Origin of the sequence: Helicobacter pylori oki112, from assembly GCF_000600085.1 — a bacterium.
Classification (GTDB): domain Bacteria; phylum Campylobacterota; class Campylobacteria; order Campylobacterales; family Helicobacteraceae; genus Helicobacter; species Helicobacter pylori_CY.
The window spans coordinates 324238-339511 of record NZ_CP006821.1; the positions used below are offsets into that span (position 1 = coordinate 324238).

15 protein-coding genes are annotated in these 15274 nt (G+C 38.3%); 14 read left to right on the plus strand and 1 reads right to left on the minus strand.

Annotated features, from left to right (window positions below; translation table 11 throughout):
• Positions 1–13: 13 nt before the first annotated feature.
• The 7 genes from HPOKI112_RS01580 to HPOKI112_RS01610 are packed head-to-tail and all read left to right on the plus strand — an operon-like array spanning position 14 to position 6050.
• Complete coding sequence (locus HPOKI112_RS01580; protein WP_001150533.1) at positions 14–412, plus strand: YkgJ family cysteine cluster protein; 399 nt, start codon at positions 14–16, stop codon at positions 410–412.
• Positions 413–448: 36 nt separating this feature from the next.
• Positions 449–1741 carry a tetratricopeptide repeat protein gene (locus tag HPOKI112_RS01585; protein ID WP_025309638.1) on the plus strand — a complete coding sequence of 431 codons (1293 nt, stop codon included), beginning with the start codon at positions 449–451 and terminating at the stop codon, positions 1739–1741.
• Positions 1729–2286 (plus strand): beta/alpha barrel domain-containing protein, encoded by a 558-nt coding sequence (locus tag HPOKI112_RS01590; protein ID WP_025309639.1) that lies wholly within the window; start codon positions 1729–1731, stop codon positions 2284–2286. Before HPOKI112_RS01585 ends, HPOKI112_RS01590 begins: the two co-directional genes overlap by 13 nt.
• 56 nt (positions 2287–2342) lie before the next feature.
• Positions 2343–2597, plus strand: coding sequence for a YfhL family 4Fe-4S dicluster ferredoxin (locus tag HPOKI112_RS01595; protein WP_000055463.1), 255 nt, complete (start codon positions 2343–2345; stop codon positions 2595–2597).
• Positions 2598–2606: 9 nt separating this feature from the next.
• On the plus strand, positions 2607–4061 hold the full coding sequence (locus tag HPOKI112_RS01600) for a Ppx/GppA family phosphatase (RefSeq protein ID WP_025309640.1): 1455 nt from the start codon (positions 2607–2609) through the stop codon (positions 4059–4061).
• Positions 4058–5074 carry a lipopolysaccharide heptosyltransferase I gene (waaC, locus tag HPOKI112_RS01605; RefSeq protein ID WP_025275652.1) on the plus strand — a complete coding sequence of 339 codons (1017 nt, stop codon included), beginning with the start codon at positions 4058–4060 and terminating at the stop codon, positions 5072–5074. The genes HPOKI112_RS01600 and waaC overlap by 4 nt, the downstream gene beginning before the upstream one ends.
• On the plus strand, positions 5064–6050 hold the full coding sequence (locus HPOKI112_RS01610) for a lipid A biosynthesis lauroyl acyltransferase (RefSeq protein ID WP_025275653.1): 987 nt from the start codon (positions 5064–5066) through the stop codon (positions 6048–6050). Before waaC ends, HPOKI112_RS01610 begins: the two co-directional genes overlap by 11 nt.
• Before the next feature lie 99 nt (positions 6051–6149).
• On the opposite strand, the gene tgt is transcribed toward HPOKI112_RS01610, so the two are convergent.
• A complete protein-coding gene (tgt, locus tag HPOKI112_RS01615; RefSeq protein WP_025309641.1) occupies positions 6150–7265 on the minus strand; it encodes a tRNA guanosine(34) transglycosylase Tgt in 1116 nt (371 codons plus the stop codon).
• Positions 7266–7321: 56 nt separating this feature from the next.
• Between tgt and HPOKI112_RS01620 the strand changes: the two genes are divergently transcribed.
• Genes HPOKI112_RS01620 through HPOKI112_RS01650 form a run of 7 tightly spaced genes read left to right on the plus strand, consistent with a single transcriptional unit; the run spans position 7322 to position 15255 of the window.
• Entirely contained in the window at positions 7322–8758 is a 1437-nt protein-coding gene (locus HPOKI112_RS01620) for a COG3400 family protein (RefSeq protein WP_025275655.1), read from the plus strand.
• A 4-nt stretch (positions 8759–8762) separates the two neighbouring features.
• Entirely contained in the window at positions 8763–9794 is a 1032-nt protein-coding gene (aroB, locus tag HPOKI112_RS01625; RefSeq protein WP_025275656.1) for a 3-dehydroquinate synthase, read from the plus strand.
• Positions 9785–11350: a mechanosensitive ion channel family protein gene (locus HPOKI112_RS01630; RefSeq protein WP_015427498.1), complete on the plus strand. Its 1566-nt coding sequence runs from the start codon at positions 9785–9787 to the stop codon at positions 11348–11350. The genes aroB and HPOKI112_RS01630 overlap by 10 nt, the downstream gene beginning before the upstream one ends.
• Before the next feature lie 2 nt (positions 11351–11352).
• Complete coding sequence (gene mtaB / locus HPOKI112_RS01635; RefSeq protein ID WP_025309642.1) at positions 11353–12609, plus strand: tRNA (N(6)-L-threonylcarbamoyladenosine(37)-C(2))-methylthiotransferase MtaB; 1257 nt, start codon at positions 11353–11355, stop codon at positions 12607–12609.
• Positions 12596–14248, plus strand: coding sequence for an AAA family ATPase (locus HPOKI112_RS01640; RefSeq protein ID WP_025309643.1), 1653 nt, complete (start codon positions 12596–12598; stop codon positions 14246–14248). The genes mtaB and HPOKI112_RS01640 overlap by 14 nt, the downstream gene beginning before the upstream one ends.
• 2 nt (positions 14249–14250) lie before the next feature.
• Positions 14251–14769, plus strand: a complete 519-nt coding sequence (gene bioV / locus HPOKI112_RS01645) for a pimelyl-ACP methyl ester esterase BioV (protein ID WP_025309644.1) — start codon at positions 14251–14253, stop codon at positions 14767–14769.
• A gap of 12 nt (positions 14770–14781) precedes the next feature.
• Positions 14782–15255: a DUF4149 domain-containing protein gene (locus HPOKI112_RS01650; protein ID WP_025309645.1), complete on the plus strand. Its 474-nt coding sequence runs from the start codon at positions 14782–14784 to the stop codon at positions 15253–15255.
• The last annotated feature ends 19 nt before the right edge of the window (positions 15256–15274 follow it).

The following is a 15274-nucleotide window of genomic DNA, read 5'->3' on the forward strand; positions in this document are numbered from 1 at the left end:
TAGGGGTAGTTTAATGCAAGATTTTGATTTCAGTTTTAATCCTAAGGCATGCGAGGGTTGTGGGGCAAAGTGTTGCGTGGGGGAAAGCGGGTATATTTTTTTGAATATCCAAGAAATGCAACAAATTAGCGCTTTTTTAAAATTAGAATTAGAAGAATTCAGTCAAAAATATGTTAAAAAGGTGGGGTATAAGTTCTCTTTACTAGAAAAAGACGCTAAAGAGTTGGGTTTGGCATGCGTGTTTTTGGATTTAGAAACCAAAAAATGCCAGATTTATAGCGTGCGCCCTAAACAATGCCAAACTTTTCCTTTTTGGGAGAGCGTGAAAACTTTCTCTAAAGAGCAAAAAGAAGCTTTTTGTCAAAGCTGTCCGGGCATTACACAAAAAACCAAAGAAACTAAAGTGCGCTAAAATTCACTTCAGTGATACAAAAAAGGAAATAAAATAATGGATATTCAAATAAAGAAAAAATTTTTAGCAAGTTTATTGCTTTTTAGCATGTTTTGCCTTAAGGCTGAAACCCTTTCAGAAGATCATCAAATCCTATTGAGTTCAGACGCTTTCCATAGAGGGGATTTTGCTAGCGCTCAAAAAGGCTATATGAATCTCTATAAGCAAACCAATAAGGTGGTGTATGCTAAAGAAGCGGCCATTTCAGCGGCGAGTTTAGGGGATATTAAAACCGCTATGCATTTAGCCATGCTCTATCAAAAAATCACCAATAATCGTAATGATGTTTCTATCAATAAGATTTTAGTGGATGGCTATGCGCAAATGGGGCAGATTGATAAGGCGATTGAATTGCTGCACAAAATCCGTAAAGAAGAAAAGACCATAGCCACAGACAATGTGTTAGGGACTTTGTATTTGACTCAAAAGCGTTTGGATAAGGCTTTCCCGCTATTGAATAAGTTTTATAACCAAGTGCATGATGAAGACAGCCTAGAAAAACTCATTACGATCTATTTTTTGCAAAATCGTAAAAAAGAGGGTTTGGATTTGTTGCAATCTCATATAGACAGGTATGGTTGCTCAGAGCAATTGTGCCAAAAAGCGCTCAACACTTTCACGCAATTTAACGAGCTTGATTTGGCTAAAACGACTTTCTCTCGTTTGTATGAAAAAAACCCTATCGTTCAAAACGCCCAATTTTACATAGGGGTATTAATCTTGTTAAAAGAGTTTGATAAGGCCCAGAAAATCGCAGAATTATTCCCTTTTGATAGGCGTTTGTTGTTAGACTTATACACCGCACAAAAAAAATTCGATCAAGCTTCCAAACAAGCTTCTTTGATCTATCAAGAAAAAAAAGATCCTAAATTCTTAGGGTTAGAGGCGATTTATCATTATGAAAGCTTGAGTGCGAATAAGAAAAAACTCACCAAAGAAGAGATGCTGCCTATCATTCAAAAATTAGAGCAAGCCACCAAAGAGCGCCAACAAATACTCGCTAAAACCAAAGATAAAGAAGACGCGCAAGACGCTTTCTTTTATAATTTTTTAGGGTATTCCTTAATAGATTATGACATGGATATTAAAAGGGGCATGGATTTTGTGAGGAAAGCCTTAGCGTTGGATTCTGGATCAGTGCTTTATTTGGATTCTTTAGCATGGGGTTATTACAAATTGGGGAATTGCTTGGAGGCTAAAAAAATTTTTTCTAGCATCGCTAAAGAGTCTATCCAAGCCGAACCCGAATTAAAAGAGCACAATAAGATCATTCAAGAATGCAAGAAATAGGGATTTTAGAAAATTTACAAAAAAGCTTAGCCTTAAAAGAGGGCATGCTTTCTTATGAAATGCTGGGTAAAAGCCTGTCGTATAACCCTTACTTGCCTAGAGTTATTCCTCAAACCAAAGATTGTGTTTCTGTAACCCCTGATGAGGTTTTAGAAAAGCTTTTGAAAGAAAACACCCACACCGATTGCGTCATTGTCAATTTCAAAGGATTATACGAAATAGGCGTTCCAAGCGTGTTTGATTTAGAAGTTTTAGGATTATTGCGCCGCCATGCGAGCTCTTTGATTGTCCATGAGGATTTTTTCATCAGCCACTACCAGCTTTTAGAATCGCTTGTTCAAGGATCTGATGGGGTCATTTTAGATGAAGAGCTTTTGAAAGAAGATCTAAAAGGCATGGTAGAATTCGCTTGGCGTTTGGGCTTGAGCGTGTTTGTAGAAACCCACAAGCAAGACTACACTCATTTAAAAGATTTAGGGGTTTTAGGCGTGTTGGAAAATAGCCCCCATTCTTATAATCAAAAAAAAATAGTCTTTTTAGATTGAATTTTAAGCTAATTTAGAGTAAAAATCGTATTCAAACTTTTTAAAAGGAGTTAGTCATGTCATTATTGGTGAATGATGAATGCATTGCGTGCGATGCTTGCAGAGAAGAATGCCCTAGTGAGGCGATTGAAGAGGGCGATCCCATTTATAATATTGATCCAGACAGATGTACAGAGTGTTACGGGTATGATGATGATGAGCCTCGTTGCGTGAGCGTATGCCCTGTAGATGCGATTTTACCGGATCCTAACAATGCAGAGAGCAAAGAGGAATTGAAATACAAATACGAAAGCTTAAAAGAGCAAGATTAAAGGCTAGCAATGGCTAAAATCACAACCGTGATTGATATAGGCTCTAATTCAGTGCGTTTGGCAGTCTTTAAAAAGACGAGCCAGTTTGGGTTTTACTTGCTTTTTGAGACTAAGTCTAGGGTTAGGATTTCAGAGGGTTGTTATGCGTTTAATGGAATCTTACAAGAAATCCCCATGCAAAGAGCCATTAAAGCCTTGAGCGAATTTAAAGAAATCGCCCTCAAATACAAAAGCAAAAAAATCTTGTGCGTGGCGACCTCAGCGGTGCGCGATGCCCCTAATCGGTTGGAATTTGTAGCGAGAGTGAAAAAGGCTTGCGGTTTGCAAATCAAAATCATTGATGGGCAAAAAGAAGCACTCTATGGCGGGATCGCGTGCGCGAATTTGTTGCATAAAAATTCAGGGATCACGATAGATATTGGAGGGGGTAGCACGGAGTGCGCGTTGATTGAAAAAGGCAAGATTAAGGACTTAATCTCGCTTGATGTTGGGACGATTCGCATTAAAGAAATGTTTTTAGACAAAGACTTAGATGTCAAATTGGCTAAAGCCTTTATCCAAAAAGAAGTCTCTAAACTGCCCTTTAAGCACAAAAATGCCTTTGGGGTAGGTGGGACGATCAGAGCGTTGAGTAAGGTATTGATGAAACGCTTTTGTTACCCTATTGATTCTTTGCATGGCTATGAAATAGATGTGCATAAAAATTTAGCGTTCATTGAAAAAATCGTCATGCTTAAAGAAGATCAATTACGGCTTTTGGGGGTGAATGAAGAGCGTTTGGATAGCATCAGGAGCGGAGCGTTGATTCTATCAGTCGTTTTGGAGCATTTAAAAACTTCTTTAATGATCACTAGTGGGGTGGGGGTGAGAGAAGGCGTGTTTTTAAGCGATTTATTGCGCCACCATTACCATAAATTCCCCCCTAATATCAACCCCTCTCTAATCTCTTTAAAAGATCGCTTTTTGCCCCATGAAAAGCACAGCCAAAAGGTCAAAAAAGAATGCGTGAAATTGTTTGAAGCCTTATCGCCTTTGCATAAAATAGATGAAAAATACCTTTTCCATTTAAAGATTGCGGGGGAATTAGCGAGCATGGGTAAGATTTTAAGCGTTTATTTAGCCCACAAGCACAGCGCGTATTTTATTTTAAACGCTTTGAGTTATGGCTTTAGCCACCAGGATAGAGCGATCATTTGCTTATTGGCGCAATTCAGCCATAAAAAAATCCCTAAAGACAACGCTATCGCCCACATGAGTGCGATGATGCCAAGCCTTTTAACCTTACAATGGCTGAGTTTTATCCTTTCTTTAGCCGAAAATTTGTGCCTAACAGACAGCCACCATTTAAAATACACGCTAGAAAAAAACAAGCTTGTGATCCATTCTAATGACACGCTTTACTTGGCTAAAGAGATGCTCCCTAAACTCGTTAAGCCCATTCCTTTGACGATAGAGTTTGCTTGAAAATAGCGATTGTCAGGCTTTCAGCGCTCGGAGATATTATCGTGAGTGCGGTATTTTTAGCGGCTATTAAAGAGCGTTTTGCTAACGCTCAAATAGAATGGTTCGTGGATGAAAGATTTGGCGCGATTTTAGAGCATTCCCCTTATATTGATAAATTACACCCCATCGCTTTAAAAAGCACGCTTACAACCTTGAACCCTTTGAAGATTTTCAAACTTTTTAAATCTTTAAGGGCTTATGAATACGATATAGTCATTGACATGCAGGGTCTAATCAAATCCGCTCTCATCACGCAAATGTTGAAAGCCCCTAAAAAAGTCGGCTTTGATTACGCTTCGGCTAGAGAGGGTTTGAGCGCGTTTTTTTACTCGCAAAAAGTTTCTATCGCTTATGATGAGCCTATTTTAAAGCGCAATTTCACGCTCCTATTCCATGCCCTAAACTTGCCCAAAAACGAAATTTCAGAGGGCTTAAGCTCTAGATTTAAAGTGTTTTCTTACCAAGATTCCCCAAAAATCAATGCGTTAAATTTGAATCAAAATAAACCAAAAATCCTTTTTGTTTTAGAAACTTCTAAAACCAATAAAACTTACCCTATAGAGCGTTTTAAAGATCTGGCTTTGATGCTAGAAAATTTTCAAATTTGCTTGTTATGGCATGCTGATGAAAAGAAGGCCACTACGCTTTATCATTCTTTAAAAAACCAGTGCGATACATTATTGCTCCCTAAACTCACTTTAAACGAAGTTAAGGCGTTGCTCTTTAAAATGGATTTGATTATTGGGGGCGATACGGGTATTACGCATTTAGCATGGGCGTTGCAAAAAGCTAGCATCACCCTTTATGGCAACACGCCCATGGAGCGTTTTAAATTAGAAAGCCCGATCAATGTTTCGCTCACCGGTAATTCAAACGCCAACTACCATAAAAAGGATTTTTCTATCCAAAACATAGATCCTAAAAAAATTAAAGAATGCGTTTTAAACATTTTAAAGGAAAAGAATGACTTATAAAGAACGACTCATACACGAAAAAATATTGAATAAAGACGACAGGGGTTTGAAAACGGAATTACGCATTTTGAGTATTTTTATCGTGGAATTTTTAGTGAATATTTTAGGGTTTATTTTAGCTAAAATGCCCCATTCGTGGTTTTTAAGGTGTATTAAAGCTGTGGCGTGGCTGATGAAAACTTTTGATAGACATCGTTATTTTGACGCTAAAGCCAATTTGGATTTTGTGTTTGGAGATTCTAAAAGCGAAGAAGAGAAAAAAAGGATTATTAAAAAGGGTTATGAAAATTTTGCCTTCATTATTTTAGAAACCATTAGAGTGATTTTTATCCCTAAAGATGAATACGACGCTCGTTTCACGCTCATCAATGAAGAAAACGTGTGGAAGTCTTTAAACAAGGAAGGCCAAGCGATCACTTTATGCATGCATTTTGGCTATTGGGAAGCGGTAGGCACGACTTTAGCGCAATATTATAAGGATTATGGTAGGGGGTGTTTGGGGCGTTTGACTAAATTCGCCCCCATCAATCACATGATTATGAGCAGGCGAGAAGCGTTTGGGGTGCGTTTTGTCAATAAAGTGGGAGCGATGAAAGAACTCATTAAAATGTATAATCAAGGCAATGGCCTTGTGGGGATTTTAGTGGATCAAAATGTTGCGCCTAAAGATGGGGTGGTGGTGAAATTTTTCAATAAAGACGCTACGCACACCACGATCGCTTCTATTTTATCGCGCCGCTACAATATTGACATCCAGCCGGTATTCATTGATTTTAATGACGATTATTCGCATTATACAGCGACTTATTACGAAAGTATCCGCTCTCAAATCACCGATAACGCTGAAAACGATATTTTAGAATGCACGCAAGCGCAAGCGAGTTTGTGCGAAGAAGTGATTAGAAACCACCCAGAAAGTTATTTTTGGTTCCACAGGCGTTTTAAAAGCACCCACCCTGAGATTTATCAAAGATAGGGTTTTGTTTTAATGAAAAATTAAAAACTAAAGCCTTATTTGAAGAAAAACTTTTATTGATGGTAAAAAACGCTTTTTAGTATTTTTGCATTCCATCATTCAATGAGAGCGGGAGTGGTATTTCTCCAAAAATTCTTTTTTAAAACTCAAAAACCGCTTTTCTAAAATGGCGTTTCTGGCGTTTTTAACCAGCTCTAAATAAAAATGCAAATTGTGCAAGCTGGCTAAACGAGCGTAAGTGAGTTCTTTAGCCCTAAAGAGATGGTGCAAATAGGCTTTAGAATAGCGTTTGCAAGCATAACAAGCGCAATTTTCTTCAATAGGGGTATCATCCAATTTATAGGGTGCGTTTTTGATAGAAATTTTGCCAGAATGCGTGAAAAGGGTGGCGTTTCTGGCGTTTCTGGTGGGCATCACGCAATCAAACATATCCACCCCTAAACTGATAGCGTCTAGGATATTTTCAGGCGTGCCTACGCCCATTAAGTAGCGAGGCTTGTCTTTGGGGAGCAAGGGGGCGGTGTGCGCGATGGTTTCTAGCATTTCATCTGCACTTTCCCCCACCGCTAAACCGCCTATAGCGTAGCCATCAAAACCCTCATGCGTTAATCCCACGCTAAGGCTGCGCATTTTCAAATGCGTGCCGCCCTGGATAATGGCAAAAAGGTTGTTGTTGGGGCGGTTATTTTCTTTGTGGTATTCTAGGCTCATATTCGCCCATTTAGCACTTCTTTTAATGGATTCTTCAAGGCGTTTTAAGGGAGCGGGCAAGCCCACTAAATCGTCTAAAACCATCATAATATCGCTATTTAAGGCGTATTGAATGTCTAAAACTTTAGCGGGCGTGAATAAATGTTTGCTCCCATCAATATGGGATTTAAAAACGATCCCGTCTTCTTGCAATTTGACGTTATCGCTCAAGCTAAAGGCTTGAAACCCTCCGCTATCGGTTAAAAAACTCCCATGAAATTGAGTGAAACGATGCAAGCCTCCTAATTGTTCAACCACTTTCTCACCCGGCCTTAAATACATGTGATAGGTGTTGGCTAAAATGAGTTTAGTGCCTAAAATTTCTTGTGCATCTGTAGCGTCTAAAGATTTGATGCAGCCTTGCGTGCCTACTGGCATAAAAACAGGCGTTGCCACTTGAGAATGGGCTAAATTTAAAAGACCAGCTCGTGCGTGTTTGTCAGTCGCTTGGAGTTGAAAATCCATCGTTTAAGCCTTAATCTTGGATATAATGGCGTAATCATTTTTTAGGAAGTTTGGAATTGAAAAAAATCGCCCTTATTTTAGATGGCATTGTAGCAAAAAATTTTTTAGACTTGGTGCTAAGGCATTATTCTAATCATAATTTTTATATAGTGGTCGTCAAAAATGAGAGCCTTATCCCTAAAAATTATCCGAGCACTTTCGCTTTTTATTGTTTTGATGCGACTTCTAGTTTCAGGCTTTTGCAAGTGTTAAACGATGAGGTGAGCGATGCGTTTTTAATCATACAAGATTTTAAAGAACAGCGCATCATTCATAAAATCATTCAGACCCATTTCAAACGCATGCGCGTGGTTTTGAGCGTGAAAAAAGATGATGAAAAAACTTTAGAAAATAATGAAGAAAATAAAGATGAAAAGCTTATTTTGATTGATGAATTTGAAGTTTTAGCCAATAAATTCATTTCTCGTTTGCCTAATATCCCTAGCACCCCTAGAGAGTTTGGGTTAGGCAAGGGCGAGATCATGGAGATTGATGTGCCTTTTGGGAGCATTTTTGCTTACAGGCATATTGGCTCTATCAGGCAAAAAGAATACAGGATTGTAGGGCTTTATCGTAACGATGTTTTGTTGCTCTCCACTAAATCTTTGGTTATCCAACCACGAGACATTCTCTTAGTAGCGGGTAATCCTGAAATTTTGAATGTGGTGTATCATCAAGTCAAAAGCAATGTGGGGCAGTTCCCAGCCCCCTTTGGCAAGAGCATTTATTTATATATTGATATGTGCTTGCAGAGCAGAAAAGCGATGATGCGCGATGTGTATCAAGCCTTGTTTTTGCACAAACATTTAAAGAGCTACAAGCTCTATATCCAGGTTTTACACCCCACTAGCCCTAAGTTTTACCATAAATTTTTAGCGCTAGAAACCGAAAGCATTGAAGTGAATTTTGATTTTTACGGGAAAAGTTTTATCCAAAAACTCCATGAAGATCACCAGAAAAAAATGGGTCTAATCGTGGTAGGCAGAGAGCTTTTTTTATCTAAAAAACACCGAAAGGCCTTGTATAAAACAGCCACCCCGGTTTATAAAACCAACATTTCCGGCTTGTCTAAAACCTCTCAAAGCGTGGTGGTATTGAATGAAAGCTTGGATATTAATGAGGACATGTCTTCAGTGATCTTTGATGTGTCTATGCAAATGGATTTGGGCTTGTTGCTCTATGATTTTGACCCTAACAAACGCTATAAAAACGAGATTGTCAATCATTATGAAAATTTAGCCAACACGCTCAACCGCAAGATTGAGATTTTCCAAACCGATATTAGAAATCCTATCATGTATCTCAATTCTTTAAGAAATCCCATTTTGCATTTCATGCCTTTTGAAGAGTGCATCACACACACGCGCTTTTGGTGGTTTTTATCCACTAAAGTGGAAAAATTAGCGTTTTTAAACGATGATAACCCTCAAATTTTTATCCCTGTAGCGGAGTGAAAGAATGCAAGAAATTGTAATCCCTTTAAAAGAAAAAAGCTATAAAGTGTTTTTGGGGGAACTGCCTGAAATAAAATTGAAACAAAAAGCCCTCATCATTAGCGATAGCATCGTGGTCGGGTTGCATTTATCGTATTTATTAGAGCGCTTGAAAGCCTTAGAAGTCAGAGTGTGCGTGATAGAGTCCGGAGAAAAATACAAGAATTTTCATTCATTAGAGCGCATTTTAAACAACGCCTTTGAAATGCAATTAAACCGCCATTCTTTAATGATAGCCCTTGGTGGGGGAGTCATAAGCGATATGGTGGGGTTTGCGAGCAGTATTTATTTTAGGGGGATTGATTTTATTAATATCCCTACGACTTTACTCGCTCAAGTGGATGCGAGCGTGGGGGGGAAAACAGGGATCAATACGCCTTATGGTAAGAATTTAATCGGATCGTTCCACCAGCCTAAAGCGGTTTATATTGATTTGTCTTTTTTAAAAACCCTTGAAAAAAGGGAATTTCAAGCAGGGGTTGCTGAAATCATTAAAATGGCGGTGTGTTTTGATAAAAACTTGGTAGAAAGATTGGAAACAAAGGATTTAAAAGATTGTTTAGAAGAAGTAATCTTTCAAAGCGTCAGTATCAAAGCTCAAGTTATTATGCAAGATGAAAAAGAGCAAAACATCAGGGCTGGGTTGAATTACGGGCATACCTTTGGGCATGCGATAGAAAAAGAGACCAATTATGAGCGATTTTTGCATGGCGAAGCGATCGCTATTGGCATGCGCATGGCTAATGATTTAGCCTTTTCTTTAGGCATGCTCACTTTAAAAGAATACGAACGCATAGAAAATTTATTGAAAAAATTTGATTTGATATTCCATTACAAAATCACAGATATTCAAAAATTTTACGAACGCTTGTTTTTAGACAAAAAAAGCGAGGATAAGACAATAAAATTCATTCTGCCCAAAGGCATTGGAGCGTTTGAGATTGTCTCTCATATCCCTAAAGAAACGATTTTAAAGGTGTTAGAAAAATGGCATTAAGGGTATTGTTATTCTTTTGTTTTTTGTTTTTACAAGCAGAAGATAAAAGCCAAGAATTATCATCCATACAAAAACAAATGGCTTTGGTGGATAAAAAACTCGCTAAAGACGATAACGTGTGGTTGAAAAAATTTGAAAACTATAAGATTTACAACCAAATTTATACCGAAAAAGAGAGCGTGAGGCAGGAATTAAGGCGTTTAAAAAACAAAAAAAGCAAGGATTTATTAAAGATTAGCACCTTAGAGCACACCTTAAAGGCTTTAGAATCCCAACAAAAAATGTTTGAAAGTTATGGGGTCAATCCTTTTAAGGACTTGATAGAGCGCCCTAATATCCCCAATATCCCTAATATCGCTAACCCTATTGCGATCATTGATGGCATTTCTTTCATTAAAAGCATGCATTTAAAGCATGAAAATCTTAAAAGAAACCAGACCGCTTTAGAAGAAGTTTTAAGGCTTTTAGATCAAAAACATCAGCTTTTAAATCAGTGGCACGCTTTGGATAAAAGCGCGAAATTGAGCGATGAAATTTATCAAACTCAAGCCAAACGCTTGGAATTGCAAGGGGCTCAAAACATTCTAAAAACCACGATTGGGATTTTCCAAAAAGACAGCGATGAAGCTATAAGCATTGTCAAATCTCAAGTTAAAAACCAGCTTTTTAAATTGGTTTATGTGTTTTTAGCGGCCCTTTTGAGCGTGGTGTTTGCGTGGATTTTAAAAATCATTTCCAGTAAATACATTGAAAATAATGAGCGCGTCTATACCGTGAATAAAGCCATTAACTTCGTGAATGTGAGCGTGATCATTTTAATCTTTCTTTTTTCTTATTTAGAAAACGTTACTTATTTGGTCACGGTTTTAGGCTTTGCGAGCGCGGGTTTAGCGATTGCGATGAAAGATTTGTTCATGAGCTTGCTCGGGTGGTTTATTATTTTGATTGGGGGGAGCGTGCATGTGGGCGATAGGGTGCGTATCGCTAAGGGGACGGATATTTTTATTGGCGATGTGTTGGATATTTCTATGTTGCACATTACGATTTTAGAAGATGTAACCTTTACCACCTACACGAATAACAGGAGAGCGGGCCGGATTATTTTTGTGCCTAATAATTATATTTTCACCACCATGTTCGCTAATTACAGCCATTTTGGGATGAAAACGGTTTGGGATGGCGTGGATTTTTGCGTTACATTTGATTCTGATTTTAAAAAAGCTTCTAAAATTGCGCTCAACATCGCTACAGAATTGTCTAAAGAATACACGGATATTACCTATAAGCAGCTCAATAAAATGCGCGACCGGTATTCTTTAAGGAGTTTGAGCGTGAAGCCTCGGTGCTTTTTGATGCCTGAAAATAACGGGATAAAAATCTCGGTGTGGTATCAAACCAATTCGTATGCGACCTTGTCTTTAAGGAGCAAGATTGTGGCTGAAATCGTTGAAGCTTTTTTGAAAGAAGAAAATATCCATATCGCTTATACGACCAGCAAGTTGCTTAAAGTGGATGCTGATTTTTTAGGTGATGGCTTTGGGAATAAAAGGGAATAAAAATGAAAAAAGTCTATTTCAAAACTTTTGGGTGCAGGACGAATCTTTTTGACACGCAAGTGATGGGCGAGAATTTGAAGGATTTTAGCGCGACCTTAGAAGAACAAGAAGCCGACATTATTATTATCAATTCTTGCACCGTGACCAATGGGGCCGATAGCGCAGTAAGGAGTTACGCTAAAAAAATGGCGCGATTAAATAAGGAAGTGCTATTTACTGGCTGTGGGGTGAAAACCCAAGGCAAGGAGCTTTTTGAAAAAGGGTTTTTAAAGGGCGTTTTTGGGCATGACAATAAAGAAAAGATTAATGCGCTTTTACAAGAAAAAAAGCGTTTTTTTATAGACGACAATTTAGAAAACAAGCACTTAGACACCACGATGGTGAGCGAGTTTGTGGGTAAGACTAGAGCGTTTATCAAGATCCAAGAAGGCTGTGATTTTGACTGCAATTATTGCATTATCCCAAGCGTGAGAGGGAGGGCTAGGAGCTTTGAAGAAAGGAAAATTTTAGAGCAAGTGGGCCTTTTATGTTCTAAAGGGGTTCAAGAAGTGGTTTTAACCGGCACCAATGTGGGGAGTTATGGGAAAGATAGAGGAAGCAATATCGCAAGATTGATTAAAAAATTAAGCCAGATTGCTGGATTAAAACGCATAAGGATTGGGAGCTTAGAGCCTAATCAAATCAACGATGAATTTTTAGAGCTTTTAGAAGAGGATTTTTTAGAAAAACATTTGCATATCGCTTTACAGCACAGCCATGATTTCATGTTAGAGAGGATGAACAGAAGAAACCGCACTAAAAGCGATAGGGAATTATTAGAGGTCATCGCTTCTAAGAATTTTGCTATCGGCACGGATTTTATTGTAGGGCATCCGGGCGAGAGCGGAAGCGTTTTTGAAAAAGCGTTTAAAAATTTAGAAAGCTTGCCTTTAACGCACATCCACCCTTTTATTTACAGCAAACGAAAAGACACCCCCTCTAGTTTGATGACTGATAGCGTGAGCTTGGAAGATTCTAAAAAGCGTTTGAATGCGATTAAAGATTTGATTTCACATAAAAATAAGGCGTTCAGGCTATTGCAACTCAAGCTCAACACGCCCCTAAAAGCCTTAGTGGAAGCGCAAAAAGACGGCGAATTTAAAGCCTTAGATCAATTTTTTAACCCCATTAAAATCAAAAGCGATAAGCCTTTAAGGGCTAGTTTTTTAGAAATCAAAGAGTATGAAATTAAGGAGAGGGAAAATCATGCCGTTTTCTAAATTTTTAGAAAACCTCACCGCTCCCTTTAAACGCATTAAAAACCGGTCGCTTGTTTTGGCGTTAGGGTTTTTGATCCTTACTTTTTGCTTGCTTCTTTTTTTAATTTTAAGCGATGTTTCTAGGCTCATATCGGGTAAGGACTTTTTCTATGTGATCCAATCTCACCCTAAGCAAACTCTAACAGAAGATGAAAATTATTTTTATGCTAACAAGGGTCTTTATAAAACCAACAAAGAAGCCTTTTTAAGAGTCTATAAAATCCCAGAAAGCATGCCCATAGAAAAACGAGAAAATTTAAACAAGGTTTCTAAAATCTTTTTAGCGTTGCTTTTTTTCATTTCTAGCATGCTTTTTGGGATCTTTTGGCGTTTGCCTAAACGATTGGACACTAAAATGAATTTAGAAAGCGTGCACAAAAACGAATTAGAAAATGCATTCCAACGATACGATGCGTTAGGGGTGCGTTTTGAAGATATTGCAGGGGTGGATGAAGTTAAAGAAGAATTATTAGAAGTGATAGATTATTTAAAAAACCCTAAAAAATACCAGGATTTAGGGATTTTTCTCCCTAAAGGCGTGCTGTTAATCGGGCCTCCTGGAGTGGGGAAAACCATGATCGCTAAAGCCTTGGCGAGTGAGGCTAAAGTGCCGTTTTTTTATGAAAGTGGGAGCGCGTTTTCTCAAATTTATGTGGGGGCTGGGGCTAAAAAAGTGCATGAACTTTTCATGCACGCTAAAAGGCATGCCCCCTCTATTATTTTTATTGATGAAATTGACGCTCTGGGTAAGGCTAGGGGAGGGCATAGGAGCGATGAGAGAGAAGCCACGCTCAATCAGCTTTTAACCGAAATGGATGGGTTTTTGCAAAACGATGAGGTGGTGGTGATAGGAGCGACTAACCAAATGGAAGTGATGGATGAAGCGCTATTAAGGAGCAAGCGTTTTGATCGGCGTATTTTCATTTCTTTACCGGATTTACTAGAAAGGCAGAGCATTTTAGAAAAGCTGTTAGAAAACAAAAAGCACACGCTCAATTATCTTAAGATCGCTAAAATTTGCGTGGGTTTTAGCGGGGCGATGTTAGCGACTTTAATCAATGAAAGTGCTCTAAACGCCCTCAAACACCAACGAAACGAAATCACTGAGAGCGACATTTTAGAAGTGAAAGACAAGATCGCTTACGGCAAGAAAAAGCCCCAAACCTTAGACGAAAACCAAAAGGAATTAGTCGCTTTGTATCAAAGCGCGAAAGCCTTGAGCGCGTATTGGCTAGAAATTGAATTTGATAAAGCGCCTTTATTGGGGGAATTTATCGCTTTTAATGAGAATAAAATCCATAGCGAGAGCGAGATTAAAAATTACATTAAAGTGTATTTGAGTGGGACGATTGTTTTAGAGTTGCTCTATAAGGAGCGTTATAGTCTGTCTAAACAAGACTTGCAAAAAGCGAAATTTTTGAATGAATTTATGGCCAGTGAGCTTCTTTTAGCCCCTACAAAAGAGTCTTTAAGCGTTCTTTATGAAGAGCAATTGGAGTTTTTAAAGCCGCAAATTGCAGCTTGCAAGCGATTAAGCGTTCTATTATTGGAGCAAGAATATTTAGAACATTCTAATTTGTATGATTTATTGAACGGATGAAAATGCGTTTTTTTAGTGGTTTTGGGTTCGTTAATGAAAGCGTTTTGTTTGAAGAGTGGCTTTTAAAAGGGGCTTATGATGTGTCAGGCTTTTCTATGGGAGCGATTAAAGCGATAGAATACGCTTATAATGAAATCTCACAACAGCGCCGCATCAATTCTTTGTTATTGTTTTCGCCTTGCATGCTAGTGCATAAGAGTTTGGCGTTCAAACGCTTGCAACTTTCTTCGTTTCAAAAAGACCCGCAAAGCTACATGGATAACTTTTATGAAGAAGTGGGCTTGAGCGCTCAATTGGAGCGTTTTAAAAAAATGGGTTCTTTAGAAGAATTAGAATTTTTATTGAATTACAAGTATAGTGATTCTATAATTAGATTTTTATTAGAAAAAGGCGTGAAGATTGAAGTGTTTATCGGGTTAAAAGACAGGATCACTGACATTCAAGCCCTTTTAGAATTTTTTATGCCTTTAGTTCAAGTGTGGCAGTTTAAGGATTGCAACCATTTGTTGCAAAAATCTTAAAAAAGGTGGAAGATGAAAAAATTTGGTTTAGGGGTGTATTTGCTTCTTTTAGGTATTTTGGGCGGCTCTTTGATCATTCTAGGAGCGATAGTCGCACCCATTGTTTTCAAAGCGTCAAGCATTTTACCTGAATTGAATCTAACTCCCTTTGAGAGCGGGAAACTCATGGCGCAAATCTTTGTGCGTTTCAATTATCTTTTAGGTGCGATCGGTTTTGTGGTGTTACTTTATGAAATCGTTTCGTTTATTTACTATAAAAGATCGTTAGTGTATTTGATCCTTGGCGTGGCGATAGGGGCGTTGTGTTTTCTCTTTGTTTTTTATTACACGCCTTATATTTTAAACGCTCAAAAAGCAGGCGAAGTCGCACTTCAAAGCGCTGAATTTGCCCGCTCGCACGCTCAAAGCGAATGGCTGTTTAAGGAATTGTTTGTGCTGGTGTGCACTTTGTTTTTTTGGCGTTTGCTTGGAAAAAATGTGCTTTGATTTAAAGGGGATGTTTTAC

Bases quoted from the DNA above. Each gene is read 5' to 3' on its own strand.
- HPOKI112_RS01585 (WP_025309638.1), top strand. From the start codon at position 449: ATGGATATTCAAATAAAGAAAAAATTTTTAGCAAGTTTATTGCTTTTT.
- HPOKI112_RS01610 (WP_025275653.1), top strand. From the start codon at position 5,064: ATGACTTATAAAGAACGACTCATACACGAAAAAATATTGAATAAAGAC.
- HPOKI112_RS01640 (WP_025309643.1), top strand. From the start codon at position 12,596: ATGCCGTTTTCTAAATTTTTAGAAAACCTCACCGCTCCCTTTAAACGC.
- HPOKI112_RS01590 (WP_025309639.1), top strand. From the start codon at position 1,729: ATGCAAGAAATAGGGATTTTAGAAAATTTACAAAAAAGCTTAGCCTTA.
- mtaB (WP_025309642.1), top strand. From the start codon at position 11,353: ATGAAAAAAGTCTATTTCAAAACTTTTGGGTGCAGGACGAATCTTTTT.
- HPOKI112_RS01595 (WP_000055463.1), top strand. From the start codon at position 2,343: ATGTCATTATTGGTGAATGATGAATGCATTGCGTGCGATGCTTGCAGA.
- HPOKI112_RS01580 (WP_001150533.1), top strand. From the start codon at position 14: ATGCAAGATTTTGATTTCAGTTTTAATCCTAAGGCATGCGAGGGTTGT.
- HPOKI112_RS01600 (WP_025309640.1), top strand. From the start codon at position 2,607: ATGGCTAAAATCACAACCGTGATTGATATAGGCTCTAATTCAGTGCGT.
- aroB (WP_025275656.1), top strand. From the start codon at position 8,763: ATGCAAGAAATTGTAATCCCTTTAAAAGAAAAAAGCTATAAAGTGTTT.
- HPOKI112_RS01630 (WP_015427498.1), top strand. From the start codon at position 9,785: ATGGCATTAAGGGTATTGTTATTCTTTTGTTTTTTGTTTTTACAAGCA.
- tgt (WP_025309641.1), bottom strand. From the start codon at position 7,265: ATGGATTTTCAACTCCAAGCGACTGACAAACACGCACGAGCTGGTCTT.
- bioV (WP_025309644.1), top strand. From the start codon at position 14,251: ATGCGTTTTTTTAGTGGTTTTGGGTTCGTTAATGAAAGCGTTTTGTTT.
- HPOKI112_RS01650 (WP_025309645.1), top strand. From the start codon at position 14,782: ATGAAAAAATTTGGTTTAGGGGTGTATTTGCTTCTTTTAGGTATTTTG.